The 25540-nt window shown below is 69.6% G+C and carries 23 protein-coding genes; 10 read left to right on the top strand and 13 right to left on the bottom strand.

The window, feature by feature from the left end; translation table 11 throughout:
* Positions 1-88: 88 nt before the first annotated feature.
* Complete coding sequence (locus tag ACIGXJ_RS35775; RefSeq protein ID WP_399654662.1) at positions 89-265, bottom strand: hypothetical protein; 177 nt, start codon at positions 263-265, stop codon at positions 89-91.
* A 133-nt stretch (positions 266-398) separates the two neighbouring features.
* Positions 399-713 (bottom strand): plastocyanin, encoded by a 315-nt coding sequence (gene petE / locus ACIGXJ_RS35770; protein ID WP_399654660.1) that lies wholly within the window; start codon positions 711-713, stop codon positions 399-401.
* Between the two features lie 216 nt (positions 714-929).
* On the opposite strand from petE, the gene ACIGXJ_RS35765 reads away from it, so the two are divergent.
* The 3 genes from ACIGXJ_RS35765 (at position 930) to ACIGXJ_RS35755 (ending at position 4688) form a co-directional block, all read left to right on the top strand.
* Entirely contained in the window at positions 930-2765 is a 1836-nt protein-coding gene (locus tag ACIGXJ_RS35765; protein ID WP_399654657.1) for a hemopexin repeat-containing protein, read from the top strand.
* Positions 2766-2920: 155 nt separating this feature from the next.
* Positions 2921-3445 (top strand): SixA phosphatase family protein, encoded by a 525-nt coding sequence (locus tag ACIGXJ_RS35760; RefSeq protein WP_399654654.1) that lies wholly within the window; start codon positions 2921-2923, stop codon positions 3443-3445.
* Between the two features lie 316 nt (positions 3446-3761).
* Positions 3762-4688 (top strand): recombinase family protein, encoded by a 927-nt coding sequence (locus ACIGXJ_RS35755; RefSeq protein WP_399654652.1) that lies wholly within the window; start codon positions 3762-3764, stop codon positions 4686-4688.
* 207 nt (positions 4689-4895) lie between these two features.
* On the opposite strand, the gene ACIGXJ_RS35750 is transcribed toward ACIGXJ_RS35755, so the two are convergent.
* The 3 genes from ACIGXJ_RS35750 to ACIGXJ_RS35740 form a co-directional block, all read right to left on the bottom strand.
* Entirely contained in the window at positions 4896-6029 is a 1134-nt protein-coding gene (locus ACIGXJ_RS35750) for a hypothetical protein (protein WP_399654649.1), read from the bottom strand.
* A gap of 379 nt (positions 6030-6408) precedes the next feature.
* Positions 6409-7608: a hypothetical protein gene (locus tag ACIGXJ_RS35745; protein ID WP_399654648.1), complete on the bottom strand. Its 1200-nt coding sequence runs from the start codon at positions 7606-7608 to the stop codon at positions 6409-6411.
* Positions 7605-8432: a hypothetical protein gene (locus tag ACIGXJ_RS35740; RefSeq protein WP_399654645.1), complete on the bottom strand. Its 828-nt coding sequence runs from the start codon at positions 8430-8432 to the stop codon at positions 7605-7607. Before ACIGXJ_RS35740 ends, ACIGXJ_RS35745 begins: the two co-directional genes overlap by 4 nt.
* Positions 8433-8673: 241 nt before the next feature.
* Between ACIGXJ_RS35740 and ACIGXJ_RS35735 the strand changes: the two genes are divergently transcribed.
* Positions 8674-9564, top strand: coding sequence for a hypothetical protein (locus ACIGXJ_RS35735; RefSeq protein ID WP_399654642.1), 891 nt, complete (start codon positions 8674-8676; stop codon positions 9562-9564).
* Positions 9561-10649 carry a tyrosine-type recombinase/integrase gene (locus ACIGXJ_RS35730; protein WP_399654639.1) on the top strand — a complete coding sequence of 363 codons (1089 nt, stop codon included), beginning with the start codon at positions 9561-9563 and terminating at the stop codon, positions 10647-10649. The genes ACIGXJ_RS35735 and ACIGXJ_RS35730 overlap by 4 nt, the downstream gene beginning before the upstream one ends.
* A 301-nt stretch (positions 10650-10950) precedes the next feature.
* Here the strand turns inward: ACIGXJ_RS35730 and ACIGXJ_RS35725 are convergent, their stop codons facing one another.
* On the bottom strand, positions 10951-11160 hold the full coding sequence (locus ACIGXJ_RS35725) for a hypothetical protein (protein WP_399654637.1): 210 nt from the start codon (positions 11158-11160) through the stop codon (positions 10951-10953).
* 617 nt (positions 11161-11777) lie between these two features.
* Here ACIGXJ_RS35725 and ACIGXJ_RS35720 point away from each other — a divergent pair.
* The 5 genes from ACIGXJ_RS35720 (at position 11778) to ACIGXJ_RS35700 (ending at position 16892) form a co-directional block, all read left to right on the top strand.
* A complete protein-coding gene (locus tag ACIGXJ_RS35720) occupies positions 11778-12398 on the top strand; it encodes a hypothetical protein (RefSeq protein WP_399654634.1) in 621 nt (206 codons plus the stop codon).
* Between the two features lie 147 nt (positions 12399-12545).
* Positions 12546-12869, top strand: a complete 324-nt coding sequence (locus tag ACIGXJ_RS35715) for a hypothetical protein (RefSeq protein ID WP_399654631.1) — start codon at positions 12546-12548, stop codon at positions 12867-12869.
* A 73-nt stretch (positions 12870-12942) separates the two neighbouring features.
* Positions 12943-13215 carry a hypothetical protein gene (locus ACIGXJ_RS35710; protein ID WP_399654628.1) on the top strand — a complete coding sequence of 91 codons (273 nt, stop codon included), beginning with the start codon at positions 12943-12945 and terminating at the stop codon, positions 13213-13215.
* On the top strand, positions 13208-14494 hold the full coding sequence (locus ACIGXJ_RS35705; RefSeq protein WP_399654625.1) for a zeta toxin family protein: 1287 nt from the start codon (positions 13208-13210) through the stop codon (positions 14492-14494). The genes ACIGXJ_RS35710 and ACIGXJ_RS35705 overlap by 8 nt, the downstream gene beginning before the upstream one ends.
* Positions 14495-14702: 208 nt before the next feature.
* Positions 14703-16892 (top strand): pentapeptide repeat-containing protein, encoded by a 2190-nt coding sequence (locus ACIGXJ_RS35700; RefSeq protein WP_399654622.1) that lies wholly within the window; start codon positions 14703-14705, stop codon positions 16890-16892.
* A gap of 158 nt (positions 16893-17050) precedes the next feature.
* On the opposite strand, the gene ACIGXJ_RS35695 is transcribed toward ACIGXJ_RS35700, so the two are convergent.
* The 7 genes from ACIGXJ_RS35695 to ACIGXJ_RS35665 form a co-directional block, all read right to left on the bottom strand.
* The gene (locus tag ACIGXJ_RS35695) at positions 17051-17284 is read right to left on the bottom strand and encodes a hypothetical protein (protein ID WP_399654619.1); all 234 of its coding nucleotides are present in this window, start codon (positions 17282-17284) and stop codon (positions 17051-17053) included.
* A gap of 599 nt (positions 17285-17883) precedes the next feature.
* On the bottom strand, positions 17884-18480 hold the full coding sequence (locus tag ACIGXJ_RS35690) for a DUF4913 domain-containing protein (RefSeq protein ID WP_399654617.1): 597 nt from the start codon (positions 18478-18480) through the stop codon (positions 17884-17886).
* Positions 18470-20206, bottom strand: a complete 1737-nt coding sequence (locus ACIGXJ_RS35685) for a type IV secretory system conjugative DNA transfer family protein (RefSeq protein ID WP_399654614.1) — start codon at positions 20204-20206, stop codon at positions 18470-18472. The genes ACIGXJ_RS35690 and ACIGXJ_RS35685 overlap by 11 nt, the downstream gene beginning before the upstream one ends.
* The gene (locus tag ACIGXJ_RS35680) at positions 20206-21798 is read right to left on the bottom strand and encodes an ATP-binding protein (RefSeq protein WP_399654611.1); all 1593 of its coding nucleotides are present in this window, start codon (positions 21796-21798) and stop codon (positions 20206-20208) included. Before ACIGXJ_RS35680 ends, ACIGXJ_RS35685 begins: the two co-directional genes overlap by 1 nt.
* A gap of 2 nt (positions 21799-21800) precedes the next feature.
* Positions 21801-23255, bottom strand: coding sequence for an SCO6880 family protein (locus ACIGXJ_RS35675; RefSeq protein ID WP_399654609.1), 1455 nt, complete (start codon positions 23253-23255; stop codon positions 21801-21803).
* On the bottom strand, positions 23252-24739 hold the full coding sequence (locus ACIGXJ_RS35670; RefSeq protein ID WP_399654607.1) for a hypothetical protein: 1488 nt from the start codon (positions 24737-24739) through the stop codon (positions 23252-23254). Before ACIGXJ_RS35670 ends, ACIGXJ_RS35675 begins: the two co-directional genes overlap by 4 nt.
* Positions 24736-25530 carry a hypothetical protein gene (locus ACIGXJ_RS35665; RefSeq protein ID WP_399654604.1) on the bottom strand — a complete coding sequence of 265 codons (795 nt, stop codon included), beginning with the start codon at positions 25528-25530 and terminating at the stop codon, positions 24736-24738. Before ACIGXJ_RS35665 ends, ACIGXJ_RS35670 begins: the two co-directional genes overlap by 4 nt.
* Positions 25531-25540 lie beyond the last annotated feature (10 nt).

Below are 25540 nucleotides of genomic sequence, written 5' to 3'. Positions count from 1 at the left end.
GGCAGCGTAGATGCCTTTCAAAAGCATGGAAGCGCCCGACGGCGCGAGCCCGGCCGCGCTATCCACCAGGCTGTCCAATGATCTACGACTAGTCGAACTTGCCCTCTTCCCGCTTCTTGCGATCCTCCTCGGAGAGCTGGTCGGCGGTGTGGACGATCTCGTTCTGGCCTGCTTCGGAGCCGATCAGCTTCCCCACGCCGCGCTTGATCTTTCCTCCGAGCTCCTCGGCGGCCCCGTTATCCCGCTTCTTGTCATCGTCGGTCATGACTCTCCTCGGGTTGAGATGGTGTGGAGTCCTTCCCAGGAACGCACGAAACACCTTGTCAGGACGTATTTAGGTCGTCCGTTCGGGTGTGCCAGTGCAGTCTCGCGCGCTCATGCACAAACGACAGCACACCTCAGCCGTGGATGGTGAGTGTGCCCCTCTCGCCGGCGCCGCGGTGGGGAGCGCAGTGGAAGCGGTACTCGCCCGGAGGGGTGTCGAGAGGGATCACGGTCGTCTGCTTCTGGCCCGGGCTGAGCATCATCTTGGGGCGACTGAGCGAGCGGGCCAGGTCCTCCGTGAGAGCGCCGGAGGCTTCGAAGACGACGTTGTGCGGGGCCACCTTGTTGCACACCCACTCGATGGTGTCGCCGGGAGCGGCGGTGAGCTTCTGCGGATCAAACGCGAGATTGCCCTTGTCCGTACCGATCTTGACGGTGAATGTCTCCATGCTTCATGCAACGAGTCTCATGCCGTGTGGTTATGAGCAGCTGACCGTGAGGGCCTGCTGCCAGGCCGCAGCTCCGCTGTCCGGGGCGCGCAGGCGGATGTGCGCGGGGCTTGTGCAGCCGATCGGCCAGCGCCCTGCCGAGCCGACACGCTGTTCACTTTGCGTGACTATGCGAGTACTGGAAGTGTTCGGTTGGTGCGAAGAGAGGCGGTTGCAGTGGACGGACAGAGCGATGTCGGGACGACGGCCGGGCGGAAGGACCCGCTCACCCGTGAGGAGCGGCTGGGGCGGGTGAGCGGGTGGCTGTCCGGGACGAGCGGGAACGGTCGGCGGGTGCGGCAGATTCGTGATCGGGAGGTGCGGCTGGGTACGGGGTTGTGGCTGCACACCGCGGCGCGTGCGGATCTGGGACTGGAGCTGACCGGGTGGGAGAAGCGGCTGCTCGCCCCGCTGGCGCAGGTGCTGGGGGAGGAGGAGCTGCACGCTGTCGGGCGGCTGTACCGCGAGCACCGCGAGGCGGGCACGCTGGCGGTGGTGCCCCGGGCGGTCGCGGCGCGCAGTTTCGACGAGCCGTTCAGCCCGGAGGAGATCGCTCGGCAGGTGGGCCGGCTCGGGGAGCTGGCGATGAGCGAGCCGAACGTGGCGTGGGTCAACCGCAACCGGGTGCTGGCCGGTGAGGGCGTCGACAGTGAGGAATTCATGGAGGCCGCCGCGGCGGCCGGTTACGGCCTGACGGCGTTCAACGGTGCCGGGTTCACCAGCGCGGAGGCCGGGCAGGCAGGCGGGGCGGAGACCGCGGCGCTGACGCCGTTCCGGGCCCGCCTGGAGTGGGACGGCTTCTACTGCCATGAGGCGGTCGGCGACCAGGGGGGCAGCCGGGACGAGATCTACTGGACGGCCGGCTGCAACACGGTCGACTACCAGCACACCACCCGCACGCTGGAGACCGGGTCGGTCACTGCCGGCCGCCACTACTCGATCGACGGCGGAAGCGACGGGCAGGCCTTCTTCGACGCCTCCTTCGCCGGCTCGCTGGGAGCGATGCTGATCACCTGCTGGGAGGCCGACCAGTCCAGCGCCGCCTGGTACACCGCCCTAGGGAAGGCGCTCAGCGACGCGGTCGACACGCTCAAGCCCGCCGACTACATCACCAGCTTCGTCCCCTCCCCCGACCTCATGGGGCACATGATGCTGGCGCTGGACCTGGTCAGCTCGTTCTGGGAAGAGATGCGCAACAAGGACGACCACGTCCTCACCCGCGGGTTCGCCTTCAGCCGCGACGACCTCAAGGCCCTGTACTACAGCCCGGAGCGGCGGATGAAGCTGACCTTCAACGCCAGCTCCGAGGGCATGGGCCACTTCTCCCTCTGGGTCAAGTACACCGGCGCCGCGCCCCCCGGCCCCCCGCCCGAGGGCAGCTTCAAGCCGATCTCCATCCACTGGAGCGGCCTGATGGGCACCACCTTCACCAGCGACCTCGACGCCGCCTGCGCGGTCCCCGGCCACGACGCCGATGTCTACCTGTTCAAGGGCGACCAGTTCGTGCGCTACAGCACCTCCACGGAGGAGATGCGCTACGGCGGCATCAGAAGCATCAGGAACTCCTGGACCGGCCTGCCCGCCTACTTCACCAGCGGCCTCGACGCCGGCTGCGCCGTACCCGGCAGCCGGAGCGACGTCTACCTGTTCAAAGGCGACCACTTCGTGCGCTACGACCTGGACGACGAGACGCTCAAGTACGGGGGCACCCGAAGGATCAGCGACTCCTGGTCCGGCCTGCGCGGCACCTCCTTCACCAGCGGCCTCGACGCCGCCTGCGCCGTACCCGGCAGCCGGAGCGACGTCTACCTGTTCAAAGGCGACCACTTCGTGCGCTACGACCTGGACGACAACAGTCTCAAATACGGAGGCATCCGGAGGATCAGCGACTCCTGGCCGCGGCTGGCCGACACCGAATTCGCTCACTCCATCCAGGCGGCGTGTGCCGTACCGGGGAGCAGAAGCGACGTCTACCTCTTCAAGGGCAGCCGGTACGTCCGCTACACCGTCTGACCTCAGCCACCGCCGGCCCCGACCCGACCGCGCCAGGCAGCCGACCGGATATTCACCTCACCGGATCACGCCGAGCGTGCAGTACGTCACCCGCTCGGCTGTATCCGGCGCCGTTTGCCCTGGCAGGCGGCCACCTGGACGTCAGGATGGGCGGCATGAGTGCCGACACCACCCGCCGCGTAGTGATCTTCCGCCATGCCAAGGCCGACCGGTCCGACGTAGACGACCACGATCGCCCGCTCGCTGAGCGAGGCCGCAAGGAAGCGCCCGCCGCCGGCCGCTGGCTGGCAGAATTCGGCATCACACCGGACCTGGCGCTGTGCTCGACCGCTGAACACTGCCGAGAAACCTGGAAGCTCGCGGTATCCGAGCTGTCGCAAAGGCCCAGGACGAAGTATGACGACCGCCTGTACGAAGCCTCGCAGGATGAGCTGATCACCGTCCTGAACGAGATCTCCGAAGACGTCAACGACGCAGTGCTCATCGGACACAACCCCGGCCTGCACAGCCTCGCCGACGCCCTCACCGGCGAAGCCGACGGCGACCTGCAGACCCGCATGGACCGCAGCGGCTTCCCCACCTCCGCCGTGGCCGTACTCACCTTCAATCGCTCCTGGAGCGACGTAAAGCACGGCGCTGGGCGACTGACCGCCTTCTGGACCCCCCACACGCTGAGCTGACCGCCCCTGACCTCGCGCCAAGGCGGCTCTCCCCGGCTGCGCCGCGTGCGGACCGGCGCTGTCCCGGTCACGCCCCGCAGCCCGGGCCTGTGACGCGGACTGCTTCGCCGGGTACGCGTGACGGCCCCGGGGCCCCGCACTGGAACAGGCCGCCTGTCGCCAAACGATCGTTTGACGACAGACAGCCGATCCGTCCAATGAACCCTTGTGATTCGGGGGTTCGCGGCGGCCCGAATCCAATCAGATCCGATGACGATTGCCGACAGGGTTTGACGACAGATAGGGTCCGATCCTCTGTACGGAAAGGGGCCCTTCGGTGGCGAACCTGGTCTACAAGCGGGTCTCGACCGACCAGCAGTCCACCGCCCGGCAGAACCTCGTCCTTCACGAGGCCGGGATCGAGGATCCGGTCGTCTTCGAGGAGGACGGCGGCACCTCCAGCCGCCTCCACCCCCTCCAGCGCCCGAAGTTCCGCGAACTGCTCACCTACGCGCGGCCGGGCGACACCGTGCACATCTCCGAGATGTTCCGCCTCGTGCGCGGCACCGGACACATCCTCGACGTGCTCGACGTCCTCCACCACGACCAGGTCGCGCTGCGCATCCACGACGGCGCGTTCTCCGCGATGGACCTCACCGCCCGCCACCCCCGCACCGGCGAGCTGCTGTCCACCGTGAAGTTCATGGTGCAGACCCTCGCCGCCGCCGGCGAACTCCAACGCGACCTCCAGCGCGAGCTCACCTACGACGGGCTGCGCGCCGCCGAGGCCAAGGGCAGCAAGGGCGGACGCCGCCCTGCTGTCTCGGCTGAGAAGACCGCCGACGTGCGCACGGCGTACCTGGAGGGTCGCTGCATCGCCGCCCTCGCTCGCGACCACGGCGTCAGTCGCGGAGCCATCCGCACGGCCGTCGCCGGCCTCCTGCCCGACCACACCGCCGCCGAGGAGCACGCCCCGGCCCCGGAGCTGCTGGTCACACTCGACATGCCCGGCAAGGTCGCCGACTTCCTCCGCACCGCCGACTTGGAGCCCGCCGAGCGGGCCGCGCTAGACCAGGGAGCGGTCGTGCGGCGCGGCCAGGGGTACACCCTGCGCGTTACCGCGGTCCCGATCGTGCACCGCCGGCTCCTCGCCCTCTGCCAGCCGCTCGACGGCGGCCAGGGCACCCCGGCGGTCCCGGCTCAGCGCAAGGCGCGCCGCGAGTACAAGAACCGGGTCAGCGCGCTCGCGCCGACCGGTCCATGATCGTTCTCACCGGGATTTCCTGTACACCAACTACTCACACCCGGTATCCGCGTCTCGCAGTCCCTCGGTACGGGGCTGACCGCAGGTTCGCGGAGGAAGGGGGGCGCCCCGGGGCGCCCCCCTTCCTCATGGGTACCGCACCTCGCCTCAACCGGTCGGTCGAACTCCGCCCCAACCCCACCACCGACGTGGCCGTGGAGCCGCCGTCTATGACGTGGCTTTGAGCTCCTTGAGAACCTCATCCAGGGTGTCGAGCGTGACGGCGGCCGCTTCCATGCGGGTCTGGTCCTCCTCGTCCAGGACGACCTTGGAGACGAGCCGGTACCTCAGCCGGGCCGCCTCCCGTGCCTCCTCGACCTGCGCGAGCGTCTTGCCCTCGACCGACCGGCGGGCCCGCCGCGCGAGCATGGCCTTCTGCGCCGCGCTGAGGACGTCGGGGACCTCGGTGGCAGGGAACTCGACCAGGTCGGCTCCGCTGGCCTGCCGCCAGCGGTCCAGCTCCTGCTGGTGGGAACCCGTCGTGGTGGCGGCCGCCACCGCCTTGACCTCGTCGGGTCCGGGCTGCATGCCGTACCGCTCGATGAGCGTCAGCGGCCACACCGGGCCCTCGGTGCGCGGGGTGCGGCGGTCGGGGGTGAAGAAGTCCAGCGGACCGAGGTACTCCCAGACGGTGCCGGCCGCATCGCGCACGCGGTCGTGATCCGTCAGCATCTCGTAGGGACGGCAGAGGAGTTCGACCGTCATCGGGTCGACCGACCACAGCCGCATGATCAGCTGACCGGCGCCGTCGCCCGTGCCGACCGTCTCGCTGGTGCCGTACGGCAGTACGGCAACCACCACGTCGGAGTCGGCGGGCGGACGCTTGGCCTCGCGGTCGACGGCGAGCCAAACGGTGTCGGTGTAGGAGACGTGGACGACGGTCGGCGGCAGTTCGACGGTGATGACGTCGTCCTCTTTCAGACCCCTCAGGCGCTGCGGGGTGTTGCGGAACGGGGCGGCGAGCTGCACGGGCTCGTCCGTGTCCGGGAGTTGCAGCACGAACGTGGGCCGCCGGGTGGCGTCCGGCTCCGTCCACGGCCACTCGACCAGGAGCGTGGACTCGTCCCAGACCTCGACCACCTTCACGTCGCCGGCCGGGCAGGAAATCCGCAGGACGTCGCCCCGCTCGATCGGGCAGTCGGGGTGCCCGATGCTGTCCCGGGGGACGCGGTCGCCTGGCGCGGCGAGGATGCGGCGTCCGGCTGGTGTGTCGTGGCGTACGGCGTCGACGGCCTGGCGGTGGTTCCGTCCGTCGCCCCGTGCGGCGCGGGCAGCGTTCTTGCGGGCGTGGTTGGCAACCATGCTCGGTCTCCTGATCTCGGCGCGCACGGCCCGTGAGCTGGCACGCCCGAGTCAGCGAGCAGACGGCTGCGTTCTCGCCGTTGATGCGTAGCACCTGGGGCCGTGGGCGCTCCGGCCGGTCACGGGCCGTTCGAAGCTGGGCCGGGCCGACGCGAGGGGCGGCCATCGGCGCCCACGATACCCACCTGTGACGGACCGGCGGGGCCCAATGCAGGCGCGGGCCTGGAGGTGTCGCGCCGTGGCTGCCGGGGGCCTTCGCCGGCCCCCGGACCCCCGCTTCCGTGGCACCGCCCGGCGCGGCGAGGAGTGTGGGCGCTCCGGCCGGTGCGCGCCGGACGGCACCACGGCCCGAGGTGCCGCTCCCGGCCGACCTGACTGGCTATGACTCGCTGGCCTCCTGGGCATCCGGGGCGACCTTGCGCAGCCGCTCGGCGGCGTGCCGCAGCCGGGATGTCTCCACGGTGACGGTGGCGTGCGCCTCGTGGTCGGAGGGGATGAATTGGGCGCCCTCGTCGAGCAGTCGGGCGGCCAGGTCGACGACGTGGGCGGCGTCGCGGATGCCGCCGTCCAGGTCGCCGCGGGACGTCAGCCGGTCCTCGGCGCGGGTCAGCGGGTCGTTGGGTTCGACGCCGTCCCGCTCGAACTCGGCGCCGGCGTTCTGGGTGCTGTCGACGCGGATGGTGGTCAGCCCGAGGGCGGGCAGCATCCGGTACTCGCTGTCCGGGTTGTCGGGATCGGCCGGTTCGGCACCGGGGGTGAGGTGGGCGACCACGGCGTGCACGGGGTCGTCCAGGGGGCCCGGGTGGGAGACGACATGGTCGGTGACGAAGAGCGGGGTGGCCTCAGGGAGGCGGGCCAGGATCGCGGCGAGTTCGCCGGTGGTGGTCACCTCGCGGGCTCCCGGCAGGGCGCGCAGGAACCGGGCGGTTGCGGTTTCCGTCTGCGCGGTCTGTTCCGCGTCCATGTTGATCCGCGGCTGGGCCGGTGCAGGAGTCGGCAGCGGGCGCAGCTGGGGCGGCTGTTCGGCGGAGGGGGCCCGGTCCGCGTTGAGCAGGACCCGGGCCATGTCGAACTCGCTGGCCGATCGTCGTCCGTACGAGTCTTCTCGGCTTCCGGCGGCGAGCAGTTCCTCGATGAGTGGCTCGTCCTCGGGGGCGCTGGCCTGGTCGGGGTAGGCCGTGGCCTCGATCAGCTGGTCGACGTGTCGTAGCAGGGCATGGTCTTCCGGGGTGAGCTTGTCCCCTCCCAGCGGTTGCCAGCCGGGCAGTTGGGTGCGGCGCCAGGCGGCGCCCTCGGTGACGGCGGGAGCGAGGGTTCCTTCGCGGCGGGATGCGATGGCTCGCGCCGCCCAGGCTCGGGCCGTGGTTCCCCGGTTGAGGTGCAGCTGCCGGTCACGCATGTCCGGGAAGTGGTGACCGGCCAGTGCCTCTTCGAGGTGGGCGCGCATCTGGTCATGGGTCGGTCCGTCGGGCCAGCTCATGTTCCAGCGGGGCCCGTTGTCGTAGACCAGTTCGACGCGGACGCCGGTGACCTCGCTGAGGTGGGCGGCGAGGCGGGCGGCCTGGCGGGTGCGGCTCACGGCGTCTCCTTCGAGTCGTCCTCGGGGGCGGGCCAGGGGGTTCCGGTGCCGGGGGTGGCGCGCAGGGCGGCTGCGCGGGCACGGTCCTTGGCGATCCATTGGTGGATCTCGTCGGGGACGACGGCGTCCTCGCGGAGCATGCGTTCGTAGAGCGCCGCCCGGCGTTCGGCGATGTCGGCCTCGGCGTGCGGGTCGGGCACGAGCTGGTCTTCCAGCAGCCGGGCGGAGACGTTGCCGAGGAGCATCAGCATGGAGGTGGTGGAGTGCCGGGGCAGGCCTGCGGTGACGGGGTGCTCGTCGCCGTGCCAGTGGTCGGTCGGGCCGGTGTGCTGCAGAAGCCACTGCTCCAGCCTCTGGGCGTGGTCCTCGGCGGTGCCGTACTCCGGCCTGGGCACGCCCGGGGCGTAGCGGGCGCCGTAGGGGATGCGGTCGTCGTCGGGGGTGCCGTCGGGCAGGACCCGGGCGGGCCGGTCGAGGGGTGCGCGCCAGGCCTCGACGGTGCCGGCGAACCGCTTGTGCGCGGACTGCTTGGTGATGCCGAGTGCGTCGCCGATGTCCTCCCAGCTGGTGCCGCGTTCCCGCTCGTAGACGGCGGCGCGACGCATCACGTCCTCGGCGAGGGCCAGCAGGCTGGCGGCCTCCCGGACGAAGCCGCCCGGCTCGGTGAAGTCGGATCCGTCGCTGTCGGTGGGGATGCGGCCCAGCGCGGTCTCGGCGACCTCGCGGTAGGCGTCGCACAGCAGGAGGCGGGCGAGGGCGGTCTCGGTGTACGGGTGGGCGGCGTCCGGCTCCGCCGCGGCGGCGGGCACCTCGGTCTCGGTCATGGACGTCACCCTAGGGCTGACGGATATCGTTCGTCAGCCTCTAGCTGACTATTGGCCTGCGTCAGACCGAGTATGACTGAATCAGATCGTCAGCTTCCTGCTGACACCGGGTCCGCGTCAGTCTTCGGGTGACGTTCTGGGCGCCGGTCCGAACGCACAGGATAATCACCGTTATCCTGTGCCTATGCTGACGCCGGATCAGAACGCCCTGCAATCAGGTGAATCACGCTCATTTGCCGGAGTGTCGGCAGCAGACCCGAACCAGCTCGACTTCCCGCCGGTCCGCAACGGGGTCGACTACCTCGTCAGCGTCGTCGACCACCTCACGGCCGACCCGATCGACCCCCGCCACATCAAGTACGCCGTGCTTCATCTTCAGGCGGCGACCGAAGTCCTCCTCAAGGCCCGGCTCGTACGAGAGCACTGGAGCCTGGTCTTCGAGGATCCAGGCGCGGCCAGCGAGCGGGCCTTCCGCTCCGCCGACTTCAAGAGCTGCACCGTCGGCGAGGCCGTGACGAGACTGCGCAACATCGTCGGCATCACCATCACGGACAAGGAGCAGGAGGCACTCGACGCCCTCGCCCGGGACCGCAACGCCTTGCAACACTACGGCCTCAGCCACAACGCCCGTGCCGTCGAAGCACGGGCCGGGCGTGTGCTCGACCTCCTGGTCCGGTTCCTGGACGACGAGCTGCTGCCGGGCCTGGAACTGGACGAGGCCAACGCCATCGGAGCGGACATGATCCACGTCCGCGACGGCCTGACCGGCGTGCAGACCTTCGTCACCCAGCGCCTGCGCCGACTGCGCGGGGAACTGCAAGGCCACGAGGACCGGACGGTCCACTGCCCCCACTGCGAGCAGCTGACACTGATCGCCGAAGGGGCAACGAACCGGTGCCTCTTCTGCGGCGCGACCGTCACCACGCCGGAAATGATGATCTACGTGTACCTGGGCTCTCCCGACGACGAGGGAGGCGTCATCGATATCTGCCCCCGCTGCGCTCAGCACACCGTCATGCTCGACACTTTCCTCGCCACGGGCGACCGGGTGCCCTTCTGCTTCAACTGTCCGGGTCCCATCCCGACTGCTGCCGACGAACCGCCGGCCGACACTCCAAGGGGGCGCCCATGACCACGGCACTGGCCCGCTCGCCCAGGGCGATGCTCTCCACTCTGCAACGTGACCCGCGCGACCTGTGGCCCGAGCACGCGAGAAAGCTGTACGACCATCTCGTCGGCATCTACGGCGAGGACGACGTGCTGCCCACCCTCGCCGCTACCTGGATCGCCCACCAGCGCTCGGACAACACCCGCCGCGCGTACGCCCGCGGTTTCAAGGTGTTCGAGGAGTTCGCCCGCGAGCACGGCACGCACCCGATGGCGGTCAAGTTCGCGCTGGCCGACGCGTTCCGGCTGTGGTTGGAGCAGACGCAGACCTGGGTCCGCGTGAAGGGCGGCCTACGCGGCGAGATGGTGCGCGCGGGGAAGCCATACTCGGACGCCTCCCGGGCCAACGCGCTGTCGTCGGCCTCCTCGTTCTTCTCCTACTGGGACAAGGTCAGCGACGACGGGGTGAAGAACCCCTTCGACGCCGTCCAGCGGCCGGTGATCGACCCGGACTTCTCCGCCACCCCCGGCTACACCGAACAGGAGTGGGCGAAGCTCGTCGTCACCGCGCGGGACCACCACCGGGTGGCGGCGTACCGCAAGCGCGCCTACGCCCTGCTGCTCATGCTCTACACCTGCTGTCTGCGCATCGACTCACTCCTCAACGCCCGCGTGGAGGACCTCGGCTACGACCAGGGCCACCACGTGCTGCTCCTGGAGAAGGTGAAGGGCGGCGGCCGGAAGAAGAAGCCGATCCCGCCGGTGGCCTGGGACGCGCTGCAGGACTACCTCGGCGGCCGGACCGAGGGATGGCTGTTCTGCACCGTGAGCGGCGGCCGGCTCGACGAACCGGCCGTATGGCGCCTGCTGCAGGCCCTGGCCAAGCGTGCCGGACTCCCCCCACGGGGCCCACACGGCGTCAAGGGCGACGCCGTCACCCACGCCCTGGCCAAGCCGGACGCCCGCCCCGACAAGGTGCAGCGGTGGGCCGACCACAAGGACTCCCGCACCACCCAGCGCTACAACCGGCGCAAGGAACTCCTCGATGACAGCCCCGGCTACAGCCTCGGCGCCGACGTAGCCAGCACGCTGGCGCACGGTGAAACCTGACTGAGTCCCGAGCCTCACGGTTGGCGTTCTGTGTGGCGGCTCAGGAGTCGTCGCTTACGAAGGGAATGCAGCGACACCCGCCAGTTTAACTACAGGATGTGCCGCCAGCTGATTCGACGCACCTTAACTCACCCCTCCCACATGGAAGCTCCTTCACTTCTACGGACACTGGAAAGGCGTTGCCCGCACGCCGCTCTTTTAAGGCATCCGGTCCGCCCCAGCGTTAAAACTTGTCTTTAAACGCCTACAACGTTTATATTGGGGGCCTTGGTCGCTCACCACTTCCAAGACCCCCTGGCTGTCAGGTGAACTGGATGTACTGGATCAGTACCTGAACCTGGACAACTGACGGAAGCGGCACGTAGTAGAGGCCACCGAAGAGCACGATCACGAGCACCACCAGAGCGGCCGCCTGCCGGGGGTTGTCCAGAGCCAGCCTGATCGTGAGGCCGAGCTGCCTCCACAGCTCGGCTCGCGGACGCCCGCCGGGGTTGATGTCCTCGTCACACATAACTGCATTTCCTTTCGTAGGCAAACATCTGCCGACTGCACGACTAGCGGCGAGTCTCGCGATACACGCAAGACTCGCCGCCGATCTTCATGCGGTCGGGCCCCGGATGGAGCCGTGGGAGTGCATTGGCACCCGCAGATGCAGCCTGTCAGGGCGAAAAAGCCCCAGCTGGAACAGTAAATGAGATTCCCTTTGATTTCCACTGGCGTCCAAATTTCGGAATAACCGAATTCGGTGCGCATTCAATCCGCTACGTAGGCAGTAATGCATTTCTCCGAGTGCATCCTCTACCGACGTCAGTTATTGAGGATCTCGGGGTCTGGCACTTCACGACTGTCAGGACTCAGGGCAAGATCGGCGCGTCCGCGTCGGTAGCCGCCAGTGCGCTGCTTGCTTGCCCTGGCGGCCCCACATCCCCTCAGGGGCGCTCAGTTCTTCGCTGGGCGCTATCCCTGCCCTTGGCAGGGAAAGGCCAGGTCAGGCCCCTTTTAGGCTCGGATACGGCACATTATCCGAGGCGAGACGCGGCGGGCCACCACATCACCCGAACTCGTTTAGATTTCTTGCCCAGTTCTCCCCGGCCTAGACGGAGAGGCCTCCGGAGGGGCACACTGCCCATGGAGACCCGGGAGAACCGGGTAAGAATCCGTCGGAAGGTTCTCGTGAAGATCACCATTGAGGGTGCGAGCGAGGAATTCGCCCGCGAGGTGCTCGCGCTCGCCGCGCAGCAGGGCGCGGAGCTGACCGTCGCCACCGTACAGACCGGTTGGACCGTCGACCGCGCCGAACGTTACCTCCGGTCCCTTCCCGCCGGCGCCCGCCGGTTCGCCGAGATGGTCATCGTGGACGGTGACGGCTACCTCGACGCCGACCAACTGCGTTCCGTCATCGGGCGGTTGAACGGGCCGACGGTCGCCCTGTCCCGCGCCGTCCCGCGCGGGGTGAAGAAGGGCTGGTGGCCCGAGGGCACCAGCGCGCCGATCACCCCGGTATCCGACCCGGACAACCCCAGCTGGCACCAGAACATCGCCTACCGGATGGATGCGGATCTCGTGCCCGTCTTCCGGGAGGCCCTCGTCCGCATGGTCACCACGCAGAGGGGCACCGACCACGAAGACGGACCCGTCACTGCCGGTGCCTGGGAGGGCGATGCCCCCAGCGCGCTTGCTCCCGCGCCGGGCTGGGGATCGACGGATGACGTGCCGCGTGTGCTGCCCAGCGAAGGCGAGGACCGGTGACGGCCGGGACTTGCGGGGCTAACCCCGCGCTCCAGCACAGTCGGCGCGGCCCGGCCAACCGGCGGGCCGTACCGGCTTGATGGAGGTCCCCTGTGTTCCCCGCCCGCAGCGCCGTCCGCTCCGTTCACGTCTCGGAGTGAGGCCCTCATGTCGCTGCTCATCGACGCCGTGCCCGACCTGCTCAGCGCCATCGGTGCCGCCGCTGTGATCGCGCTCGCCTCCGCCTCATGGCGCCGCCTGTCATTTCGGAGGGCGGCCGCGATCGCCGCGTTGGACGAGTCCCGCACGCTCCGCCGCTACACCCTGCTGCGCACCGTCGGCCCGCACGGCGTCCCGGAGCAGTACGAGACGACCCGGCCCACCGGCACCGTCATCACCCACCGGGTGGACGGCCGCCCGCAGCGCTTCGAGCTGACCGACGCCCCGCTCGGCGACGGCACCTTCGCCGCCGAGCCTGTCGACCACTGGTAGAAGCCCGAAACCGCCGCTACAGGGTCATCTGTTCAGGCATGATCACAATGTTCGATCGAGAGGAGCGCGTCCTGTGTCAGCTGCACAGTCTGCAGATCGGTACGACAACGTCCCCACCGCCGCGGTGTACGACACATTCGCAGAGACGGCCACTCGGCTCGCCGGCCGCTACACCCGCTTGTCCGACACCGCGCCGTCCGCCGCGGAGCGCGAACGGTGGTGGCAGAAGACGCTGGAGCTGCGCACGATCAAGCAGGCGGTACCCGCCCACGACCGCGCCCAGCTGATAGCCCATATCGACGCCTGGGAAGCAGAACTCGCGCGCCTCCGGAACGACCGTGTCTGAGGCCCGGGACTACTTTCTCACCGAGGAACAGCTGCGAGCCCGCTTCGAGGAACGCGTCCGGGACTTCGTGTTTCACGGCTACGCGCCCCAGGAGCAGCCGGTACTTGTCCTGGTAGGCGCGCAGCCCGCTGCCGGAAAGAGCCAGGCGATGGCGGCCGCCGTGCAGCGCCACGCCGACCGGCAGCTCGTGCCGCTGACCGGGGACGAGCTGCGCGCCTTCCATCCCCAGTACGAGGAACTGCTCGCCGAGCAGCCACTGCTGTTCCCCAATGCCACAGGCCAGGCCTCCGGGGCGTGGGTGCGGATGAGCATCGAACACGCACGGGCCCACGGCTACAGCCTGATGTTGGAAGGCGTGTTCCGGAACCCGGAGATGACCGTGGCCACGGCGGAGGAGTTCGCCGCCGCTCACTACGTGGTGGAGGTGCTCGGCCTGGGGGTCCGCGCCGAGCGTAGCAGGCTGGACAGTCTGCACCGCTATCTGGAGTCCGGGCGCTGGACGCCGCCCACCGCACACGACAGCGCCTACGAGAAGATGCCGCAGACCATCGCGGCCGCCGAGGCCAGCCCAGCCGTCCGGCGGCTTACCATCACCGACCGCACGGGCGCCGACCTGTACGCCAACGAACGGAACCCTGACGGCCATTGGCGGCACGAGCCCGCCGGCGTGGCCGCCCTGGAGGCGAGCCGGGCCCGGCCGCTGCCGCCCGGAGAGGCGGCCGGGTGGCTCGCCCGGCACCGCGACATCCTGGTCGAGTTCGCAGCGCGCGGGCAGATCGTTGAAACGACTCTTCCCGTCCTGCGCGCTGTGACCCGGGATGCCGACGCGGTGGCCGCCATGGACCCCGACCCGCGCGGCGCAGTCCGGCGTGAGTACGCCGCACTGCGCCCCCTCGTGCACGCCCTGGTGTCTCGGCCGGTGACCTCCACCGGGGCCTTGCCGCTGCCGCTCCTCCCCGTCGAGGCGCTGACCTCTCGCCCTCACCGCGACGCCGCGCTGGTCGCTACGGAGCTGGCCCGCCGAGCCGATCTTGCTCCCGCCGAACGGCGCGCTCAGGAGGCGTTCCGCCGACGCCTCCACGACCAGATCCGGTCCCCGGCACCAGGCTCCGAGGCGCCGTCGCACAGCCGTCCGTCGACCGCAGCGGCCCGCTCCCGGTCAACAACGATCCGGGCGGCCGACGGAAGGAACCGGCCCGCCGCTCCCGGCGGCGAGCAGCCGTCCCACCTGCGCCGCTCTGGCCCCGATCAGGCACGCGGTCGCGGCCCACAGGAATAGGTGTTATGTCGGGTGTCGAGCGGGCGACAGGCATGTGAGGCATGTTCCCTCAACGCTCCGTGCCTGACGGATATCTACGAGTTGTTCAGGCACCTACGGCATCTCGCGACATGGGGCCTCCCCGACGCTGCCTGTCACCGTCGAGCCTGAACCGTTCCCGTCCCCAGGGCGTCCGTACGGGCCCCTGACATTGTGGAGTCGCCGCACCATGAGCACATCCGAACCGCCAGCCTGGCCGCACTGCGCACACGGCGCAACCCCCGCTGCCGACCCCGTCGGCTGCCGCGGCATCCACGTCCCCGGCCACACCGCGTGCCTCGCCCATCTGGCCGACGCTGACCGCGACGCTTACCTGGCAGGCCTGATTCCCGGCGCCAGCATTGACCACCGGGGCACCACCTTCGACGATTACCTCCTCGACGCCTTGCTCAGCGCCCTCCGTGACCCCGCAACCGGTAACCCTCACTTAGGCAACGCCGAGTTCCTGTGGGCGACCTTTGAGGGCATCGCCGAGTTCGAGTCGGCGACCTTCGAGAGCGACGCCGGGTTCCAGTGGGCGACCTTTAAGAGCTACGCCGGGTTCAAGTCGGCGACCTTCGAGAGCGGTGCCGGGTTCGGGGCGGCGACCTTCAAGGACTACGCCGAGTTCGAGTCAGCGACTTTCAAGGGAGCCGCCAGGTTCGAGTTGGCGGCCTTCGAGGACATAGCCGAGTTCGAGTCGGCGACCTTCGAGAGCGACGCCGGGTTCCAGTGGGCGACCTTCAAGGGAGCCGCCAGGTTCGAGTCGGCGACCTTCGAGAGCATGGCCGGATTCGGGGCGGCGACCTTCAAGGGCATCGCCGCCTACGAGTCGGCGACCTTCAAGGGAGCCGCCAGGTTCGAGTCGGCGACCTTCGAGAGCATGGCCCGGTTCGGGTCGGCGTCCTTCAAGGGCTACGCCGAGTTTGTGTCGGCGACCTTCAAGGGCTACGCCGAGTTTGTGTCGGCGACCTTCGAGAACTACGCCGAGTTCAGCTCGGCGACCTTCGAGAGCCACGCCCGGTTCCCGTCGGCGACCTTCAAGGACTACGCCGGGTTCCTGTCGGCGACCTTCAAGGGCTACGCCGGGTTCGAGTCGGCGACCTTCAAGGGCTACGCCGGGTTCGAGTCGGCGACCTTCAAGGGCTACGCCGAGTTTGTGTCGGCAACCTTCGAGAGCATGGCCGGATTCATGTCGGCGACCTTCGAGGACATAGCCGAGTTCGAGTCGGCGACCTTCGAGAGCGACGCCGAGTTCCAGTCGGCGACCTTCGTGGAGGCCGACAGGGTCGGGCCTTTGGTGTGTGCCGGGCGGGTTGTGCTTTCCGGCGCGAAGTTCGGCGTCCCGGTGACCCTCTCCTTCGCTGCGCGCCGTCTGGAGTGCCGTCGCACTCGCTGGTCGTCGACAGCGGAGATCCGTCTGCGGTATGCCACGGTGGACTTCGCCCATGCGGTGTTCGAGTACCCCCTCACGATCGCCGCTGAGCCGGATCCGTTCGTGCTTACCGACGGCCGACAGCTCGCCGAAGGTCCCTTTTCGAGCACGCCCGGCCCCGGGGTGCGGGTGGCGTCGCTACGCGGGGTGGATGCGGCCCACCTGGTACTCGCCGACCTCGACCTGTCGGGTTGTCTGTTCGCCGGCACCGTGCACCTGGACCAACTCCGTCTGGAGGGCTCCTGCACCTTCGACACGGCACCACCCGACATGCACTGGCGGCGCCGGCCGCCCGTGCGGTTCACCGAGCGGCGCATCCTGGCCGAGGAGCACCACTGGCGCGCCAGCCGGCCGGGGGCAGTGCGGGGCTGGAACGTGGCGGTCCTCGGCGCCGGGCGGACGGGGCCGTTGCAGCTGGCGCCGGTGTACCGGGCGCTGCGCAAGGCCTTCGAGGACGGCAAGCACGAGCCGGGGGCCGCGGACTTCTACTACGGGGAGATGGAGATGCGCCGCCACGCCGACGACATCCCCCGCAGTGAACGGGGTCTGCTGACCGCGTACTGGGCGCTGTCCGGCTACGGCCTGCGCGCCTCCCGGGCCCTGGCCTGGCTCGGCGCCGCCATGCTCGTCACCATCGTCCTGCTGATGGCCTTCGGCCTCGCCCAGACCACTCCGAAGCAGACTGCGACCGGCACCGTCCCGGTCGGCGGGGGCAAGGTCGCCTTCGAGATCGACAAGGACGATCCCCAGAACCCCACCGGCAACCGGTTCACCGGCGAGCGCTTCGAGAAGGCCCTGAACGTCACCCTCAATTCGGTGGTGTTCCGCTCCTCCGGCCAGGACCTGACAACCGCCGGCACCTATATCGAGATGACCTCCCGCCTGACCGAGCCCGTCCTGTTGGGCCTGGCCGTCCTCGCCGTCCGCAACCGCGTCAAACGCTGACTGCTCTGCACTCGCCCCCGAACACAGGGCAGCACCGCGGGTCGGCAACGAATACAGCCCCGGCCTCCGGTCCGGATGAGGACGGAGACAGGGGCTGCAGGAGTAGAGCTGCGGTACCCCGAGGTGAGGGCGAGCCCTCACCTCGGGGTACTGGTGATCTAGCGGTTCAGGATCCCGAACCAGGCGCCCGCCCCGGCGCCGAGGGAGCCGAGCAGCGCCAGGGCCTGCGGGGAGACATAGACCCCGAAGGTGATGTCGACGTGGCGACCCACCTGAATCTGCAGGCTGCGGCGCTTGCCGTCGTCAGCGCCGCCCGACTCGGGACCGTTGGGAGGAGAAGAGGTGCCAGGCATGGCAAATCCAATCGCTTCGCTGATGCATGTCCAGGTCACCCCTGCGCTCCGGCCAAAGAGATCGAGGTGTCCGTGACGTCATTCTGATGCACAGACGAACACTGCGTGTGAGCGGACAAAATAGTGCAAATCACCTGATGACGCAGGTCACACCCCTGCGGTCCCTCACAGTGATTCTGTCGAGCGTGAGACCTATCACACTCCACCGACAGCACCCCGCGCTTGACCCGTCACTCAAAGTGAACTTTCAGTGTGAGACTGGTCACAGTCAAGCCCCTAACCAGCAGCGATTACAGAGCGCACAGCCTACATAACCCAATGTCGTGGAAATCTAGCTACGATGAATCACGGATTGAGACGAAAAACTCACTCTGTGTAGTTGCTTAGCCGCAGTCGGTACTTCGATGTCCGATGAACGTGTCTAAGTAGTCTCGCTTCGCTGAGAACCCGCCACTTCACGCTCCGGCCAAAGAGATCGAGGTGGCGGGTTTCGCGTTGTCGCAGGTAAGGCCTCTCCAGCAGCCCAGGTCAACACTCCGGACTCCGGTCCTCGGCAACCACTGAGGACCCGCAGGCACACCGTCATCGCGGGCCACGAGGTCGCGTCCCCCCTCCGGCACTGGCCTCTGCACTCAGAGTCAGTCCTCGGCGTGTGTCCAGGCACTGGGCACAACGCTGGGCATGCGGTGGTCAATCTGGTGCTCACCCTTGACGCAGCCAGCGAAGGGGCCGGTGGAGGCACGGAGTTCACGAACAGCGGGGTCCAGGTGGTCGCGGTGCCAGACCGAGGGTCCGGTGTAGCCGCAGGTGGCCGGGTTGGTCAGTTCCTGCCAGGCCAGCCATACCGCGTGCAGGCGGGCGACGGCCACAGGGTGCTCCCACCACAGATGGCACCAGCGGGCGTCGGCAGACGGCTCACCGAGGTAGCCGGGTACGAGGACGCCTTCAACCCACTCGATCAGGGCCCGCAGCTCCTCGTCGTACAGCGGCGAATCGAGCAACAGGATGAACGGCGGGTACTGCCACTCGTCCTCCTTGTCTTCCTCGCCGCCGTCCTCGGTGCCGGCGGCCACCTCGTCGTCGACGAAGGCCTCGCCGAGCCCGCCGTCGCCAGCTCCGGTGAAGGCTGCGAGCTGGGCTGTCAGCCGTGCGACCTGGGCTTTGAGGTCTTCGATGTCCTCGAACATGCCGACCGGCACCTCCAAGGCCGGGACGTCGTCGGGCTCATCGGCCACTGCGCTCCGCCTTCCGCTGCTCGTACGCGGCGACCGCGCGCTTGGTGATGGCGTGCTCCTCCGCCTTCATCTGCGGCCCGATGTGGGCCATGGACTGCTCCGCGTACCAGGGGCGCAGGGCGATCTGCGCGACGGGCATGCCGGTGGACAGCAGCAGTGCGGTGCCCTTGCGCATGGCGCGGATCTCGGCGGGGTCGAGGACCTGCTCGCGCTGCTCGGAGTAACTGTGGGAGTAGCCGTCCTTGCCCTTGGAGTACGAGCCGCGCTCGACGTAGTGGGCGCCCGTGAGCGTACTGACGTCCTGGGCGAACCGGGCGTCGTCCAGGCCGACACCGATGATCTTCTTTGTGGCCGCGCTCCACATGGAGTCCATGCCGACTTCGCCCCAGGCGGCGACGCCCTGACGGTAGCTCTGCAGGATGACGAACGGGGTGATGCCGCGGCTGCCGAGGTGGCTGTAGAGGTCGGGCAGGTCCTTGATCCGGCAGATGTTCGCGGCCTCGTCCAGCACGGCCCGCATCGGCTCGGGCAGGCGGCCTCCGTGGCGTTCGCCGGCCTCGGCGGCCGCGGTGAACACCGCGTCGGCGAGCGCGGCGACGACCGCGGACGCGGGGCCGCCCTTCTTCGACAGCAGGTAGAGGGTGTCCGTGCTGAGCGCGAAATCCTCGGGGTCGAACCGCGGGTGATGCTCGTCGGGGGTGACCCACGCCAGCACCTTCTCGTCGCGCAGCGCGCTGACGGCGGTCCGGGCGTTCTGGTAGATGCCGCTCTGGGTCTCCTCGGCGATGGAGATGGAGGAGTCGACCTGCTCCGCGAGGACGGGTTCGTGCTGGTAGAGGATGCGCAGCGGGGCCTTCTCCTTGGGGTCGGCCAGCCAGCGCATGACGTCGCGGACGGTGCCGCCGTCGTGGTAGGCGGCCCGGAACAGGCCCACCAGCAGGTCCCCGGCCGACTGGCTCCAGAAGGGGTCGGCCTGCTCCGAGGTGATCTGGTTGACGAAGTGGCTGGCGAGTCGCTCGGCGCCCTCCAGCGTCTCCGCCTGGGCGATCATGTCCCACCACATCTGCCGCTCGACCTGGGCCACGCCCTGCGTGTCGAGCACCCAGGTACGGCCGACCAACGACCGGCTGGCGAGGGTCGCGGCGTAGACGTCGGCCTTGTTGCTGGTCATCAGCAGGGCGCCGGGGGCCTGTTCCGCCACGGGGATGGCCAGCGACGTCGACTTGCCCGCGCGCGGCGCCATGATGGCGACGTAGGTGTCCTCGTCGCTGCCGCGCAGCTCCACCCCGGACGGCAGGTGGTCGCCCAGGAGGACGCCACGGTCGCACGGGGCGACCTTCTTGGGGTCGGTGCCCTTCAGGGAGGCCCGCAGCCGGGTCGCCGTGCGGGCGGCCCGCTTGGGTGCGAGCTCGCGGACCTGGTGGAGGGTGGCGAGGGAGGAGGGGTTGCGGAACCAGCGGAACGCCGTACGCAGCCCCCACACCACCAGGGCGATGACGGCGAGGTTGAGTGCGATCGCGCCGACGGCGGAGGCGGTCTGGGAGTGCGGCCACACCGCCGCCCAGTCGGTGGCCATCTTGTAGACCGTCAGGGGGCTTGCGGGTGCGGCTTCTTCGCCGGTGAGGACGGCGCCGGCGGCGGCTCCGGCCCAGCTGGTCGCCGCCAGGGCGGCCGTGCCGAAGAACGCGATGGATCCGACGAGCCAGTTTTTGTCGTTCTCGGTCATCATCGGCCTGCCACCCCCGAGGTGGTCGTGCGGCGCCGGTTGTTGTCCGTGCGGTACAGCCGTGCCTCGGTGGCGGTCAGCTCCAGCGCGGCCGCGATGCCCGGGCGGGTGCCGATCTTGATGAGGTACTTGCCGCGGCCCGGGTGCCGTGCGGACTCCTCCTCCGCCGTGCCGCCGTCGTCCTCGTCGAACGTGGTGGGGTCGATGTCCAGGCCGGTGCTCGTCGCGGAGGCCCACGAGCTGATCATCATGATCTCCTGCTCGGTCAGGGAGCGTTTGCCGGTGACCCGCTGCAGTTCCTCCTGGGTGCTCGCGCCGAGCACCCAGGTGTCGCAGCGGTCCATCAGGCCTCGCGCCTTGGCCCGGTCCATCTCGGTGGGCAGGGCCTCTACGTCCTGCAGGGAGTGCGTGACGTAGATCGTCACGTCGTCGGTGGTCCGGTTCAGGCGGGAGATGGCGTCCATGGCGTCGACCAGGCCGGGCCCGGAGCGCAGGGCCCGCCACATCTCGTCCATGGGCAGCACGAGTTTGCGGTCCATCATCCCGATGCTGCGGGCGGAGTCGACGGAGGAGTAGGTGTAGGACCAGGTGGCGATCATGCCCGCGGAGATGACGTCGTTGCCGCGGGCCCGCAGGGCGGAGATGTCGACGCTGACCGCGGGCGCGTGCAGGTCCAGCGGGCTGGTGGTGGGACCGTCGAACAGCCCTTTGAGGGGCCCGCCGACGAGGTTGTCCAGGCCTGCGATGACCGACCGGGTGAGGTTCCAGTAGGTCTCGCCCCCGGCGGCGAGCTTGTCCTGCAGAACCTGCGGGGCGGATCGCAGGACGCGGGTGACGTCGGTGATGACGGGGTCGGTGCCCTCGTCCTGGGCGGCGGAGGCGACATGCACGGCGGTGTCCAGCGCGCTGCGCTCGACCTCGTCGGGGCTGCGGCCGAGTCCGTGCTTGGTGGACAGCAGCGCCACCAGGGTCTCGAGTCTGCGGGCGTTGAGGACGTCGAGCAGGGCGGCACGGCGGTCGGCGGGCAGCGACGCCACCCGGCCCTTGAGCGGGCCGGAGTCGAGCGGGTTGATGCGGCCGATGCCGTCCCCGATCCGCACGACGGACCCGCCGAGCTCGCGGATCAGCTCCGTGTACTCGCCTTTGACGTCGGCGGGCACGCACATCATGTAGCCGAAGCTGCTGTAGACCAGGCTGATCCGTTTGACCAGGGCGGACTTGCCCGCGCCGGGCTGGGACATCACCCACACACCCGGGTTGGTGGTCAGGCGGCCGGTCCAGCCCGAGGGGTCCAGACACACCAGCTCGCCGGTCAGCACGTCCCGGCCGACCGGAACGCCCCGCGGCGGCAGACCCGCTCCCAGCAGGAACGGGTAGATCCCGCCGGCCTGGATGCTGGGGCCGGTGTAGACGGTCCCGGTGTCCTCCACGGGTGCGCGGCCGCCGAACCGGCCGCCCCAGCCCAGCCGGGGGGCGAACCGGGCGCGCAGCTTCTTCTCCGCCCGCCGCTCCTCGCGGGTGGGGCCCTGGTCGACGACCGGGACCAGCCGCCTGGGGGTGGTCACCACCGGCGGCTTCGGCTTGCGTGTCATCGTCAGTCCTTCACGAGCGGGTTGTAGCCCAGCGGCAGCCCTGCGGCGAACACGGCGGCCTGGGCGCCGTAGGCGGGGCGCATGCGGATGCCGCGGGTGGCCTTGATCGCGCGTTCCAGCTCCTGGCGGGCGGCGGGCAGTTCGGCGGTGCTGCGGGCGGTGACAGTCACCATGAGCGTCCAGTCGACGACCTGGGCGCCGCCGGCGACCTGGGCGGCCGCCTTCTCCGCCCGCTCGGTGTCGGCGCGCTGGCTCCACTTCGCGCGGCCCTTGACCTCGGCGGTGGCCTGGGCCCGGTTGTGGGCGTGACTGATCTCCCGCTCCAGCACCCGCTCCCCCTCGTACGGGTCCAGGACCCGGTAGGCCAGGGTGATCCGGCGCTGGTAGCGGCCCGGGGCCAGCAGCGGCAGCAGCACGCTGTAGGGGATGGGCCTGCGCGGCATCTCCCGCAGCACCCACGACGTGGAGACCCCGCCGTCGTGGGCGTAGGACTCCCAGTCGTCGTCGGCGGCCTGCGGCCCGCACTCCGACCACGACAGTTCCTCGAACTCACGGTCGCGGGCGTGGAAAACGTCGGGGTCGTAGGCGGCCCGCACCAGGCGCCGCAGGTCCACGTCCGTCGCGCGTCGCTCGATGTCGGTGCCGGTGCCGCTCAGGTCGATGCCGTCGACCACCTTCAGCGCCTCGGCGACCTGGTCAGGCAGTTCCACGGGCGGGTTCGCCGAGGCGGCCGGATCCACGGTGACGCTCATCCACGGCGCGACCGAGGCGGTGGCGTGCGGCGTCGTACGCACCAGCTCGTCCACCACCTGGCGGGCCAGCTTGGGCGCGTAGGGGTCGGTGCGCGCCTTGACGTCGTCACCGAGCGCTTCCCCCGCGCCGGGGGTGATCTGGATGGTGACGCTCGCACCCTTGATCTGCTCGTCCGTGCTCATCGCGTCCAGCACGGACGACCAGGTGCGCAGGCTGCTCTGCACGGTGCCGGTGGGGGCCATCAGACTGCCACCCGGAGCGAGCAGCGTGGTGATGGTCATCCGTCCGCTGCCCCGGTCGTGGACGACCCCGATGTGCTTGCCGGTGGTCGGGTCATAGGCCTTGATCAGCGTGGAGGACGCGCCCACCCCGGGCAGGTCCAGGGCGTAGGGGTGGGGCAGCAGGACGCGCCGGTAGGCGTTGGCGTCCAGCCGGGTGGCCCGCCGCCAGGCGAACCGCGCCCAGTAGTAGGCGAGCGCGGACATCCCGTGCCGGCGGGAGACGGCCAGGAGCAGCACCATGAACGTGACCGGCAGCGTGACCAGCAGCATGGCCGGTGCCTGCATCGCGGCCATGCCCTGTGCCACCAGCACGACCGTCGCGGTCATCGTGCCGTTCTTGGACAGCCCGCCGAACCCGAAGGACTGCCGGACGCGAAAGCCGTCGACCATCAGCTGCCGCGGTACCTCGTGCTGCGTGCTCACCGCTGGCCGCCCCCGTTCCCGATCTCGTTACTAGCGCTCTGCACACCCTGGTTGACCCCGTCCAGGACCTGGATGGCCAGCCCGACTCCGGCTCCGGCGCCGGTGGCGGCCGTCCCGGCAGCCGCGGCTTTCGTGGCACCGGCGGCCGTCCCCGCAGCCTGGGCCGCCTGGTCGCCGGCCTGACCCGCGCTGGTCTGGCCGGGCACCCGGTTGGCCTCGTTGCGGGCGGCCTGGGTCTGGGCGTCCTTGCCCGCTTCGCCGTCCCGGCCCGCGCCCCCACCGCCCTGGCTGCCCATGGACTTCTCCACCCTCTGGACATGCTCCAAAAGAGGGGCCGGAGCAGCCACGGGGGCGCTGCTTGCATCGTCCCCGCCGCCCTTCTTGGCCATGAAGTACCCGGCGGCTCCGGCGAGGGCGCCGCTGGCGCCGCCGGCCGCCATGCCCGACCCGACCGCTTCCCCGAACGGGGCGAACACCTTGGTCAAGGGACCCGGCGCGAGGATCGCCAGGACCAGCGTCGCGCATCCGCGCAGCCACTCGGTCAGGCTCTTGGCGTGCCCGAACTCCGCGAAGCCGGTGCAGACGATCACCGCGAGGATCGGCTTGTAGGTGATGACCACGCAGATCGAGGTGATCAGGCGCGGCGCCCACTGCCGGGTGGCGTCCCCGCCGACCCGGCCGCCCGCAGCCACCGGCAGCAGCAGGCACTGGATCGGGATGGCGCTCTGCCGCAGGAAGATCATCACCATCTGGATGAACCCGATCAGCAGCAGGACAGCGACGATGCACAGCAACGTGACGGGGTTGGCGACGCCGACCGGCACCATGACGGCGACGATCCGCTCGTAGGCGGCGCCGTCGTCCGCGAACGTCTTGTCGATCAGGCCGGTGGTCAGGGCGTCCCCGGCGACCAGGAGCAGCGCGACCAGGCCGACTCCGGCCGCGGACAGGATCGTCTGCTCCACCCAGCCGAGCATCGCCCGGCCCACGTGTTTGGTCTGCCCGGTGAGGGCGCCCTTGCCGATCTGCCACATCGCCCCGGCTGCCGCGATCACCACCCCCAGCCAGGTCAGCATGCCTGCGAGCGTGGCATCACGCCCGAAAAGGCCGGTCCCTTCCAGGTCGACTGACGGGGTGGTCAGGGCATAGGTGAGGGTCTTCTTGATGATCCACTTCACCACGTCGGCGCCGGAGCGGATCACGTCGCCCAGGACGGAGTTCCAGACCGCGTTCCAGGCCTTCTTGATCTCCTTGGCCTGGGCGTCGCCGAGCTTGTCGCAGAACTCCTCGTGCTCCTCATCGGAGGGGCCCCCCGGGATGACGTTGTCGATGACGGGCGTCACCGTCCAGTCGCACAGCGACTCGAAGCCGCCGTCGAGCCACCCGTCCGGTGGGTCGTCCGCGGCCGCGGGCGCCGCCGCGAGGAAGACCAGGCCCAGCAGCGCCGTTAACGCCAGGCACAGCGCGGTCAGGCGCCGTCTCACGACGCCTCCCGGATCGCCGTCCACCCCGCGGCGTTGAACGCCGGATCACCCGGTGCGGCGATCGTCGGCCGCTTCCCGGAAGCGTCGCGGACCTTCTGCGTCACGGAACCCGACAGCCGCCAGTCACCGTCCTGCCATACCGCGCCCACGAGCACGCGGGTGTAGCCCGCGGACTCCTTCGCACTCTCGCCGCGCTTCATCACCGCACGCGCCAGCAGCCAGGCGCCCACCTCGTTCTCCGACTGCAGCACGACCTTGTACCCGATGACCGTGTTGCGGACGTAGGCGCCCGGCGGCAGCGCCTGGCCGGCAGGCGTACCCATCTGCTCATGCAGCCGCTTGTCGGTCTCGATCGCGCCCAGCTCGATGCGCTCGGCCGCATCGGGGCTCTGGTCGGAGCGCGCCACGTACGAGCGGTAGATCCTCATCTGCTCGGCGGCCGTGTCGCGGTCGTCCTCGATGACGGTGGAGTTGGCGGCCGCGAGCATCGCCACCGCCCCCTCGGTGGTGTGCGGGAAGCCCACCTCGCTGCCGTAGCGGTCGGTCTCGGCCCCGCGAGGCAGCGCCGTCCAGCGTTCCGGCTCGGTCCAGTCCTCCGGAGCCTGATAGCTCGGTACCGGGCTGGCCGTGCTCGACGCCCCCGGCCGCGCACCCGCCCGCCCGGCGGCATCAGGATCGCTGTCACCATCGCCGCCGAGCATGGCATAGCCGGTCAGCGCGAGCAGCGCCACGAGCGCTCCACCCGCCAGCCAGGTGCCCTTGGTGTTCCATGTCCCCCTGGTACGTGACACGTCCCGTCAG

Source organism: Streptomyces sp. NPDC053367 (assembly GCF_044545925.1).
GTDB lineage: Bacteria > Actinomycetota > Actinomycetes > Streptomycetales > Streptomycetaceae > Streptomyces.
Note: the sequence above shows the minus strand (reverse complement) of the source record. Positions and strands in the feature narration are given on the sequence as shown.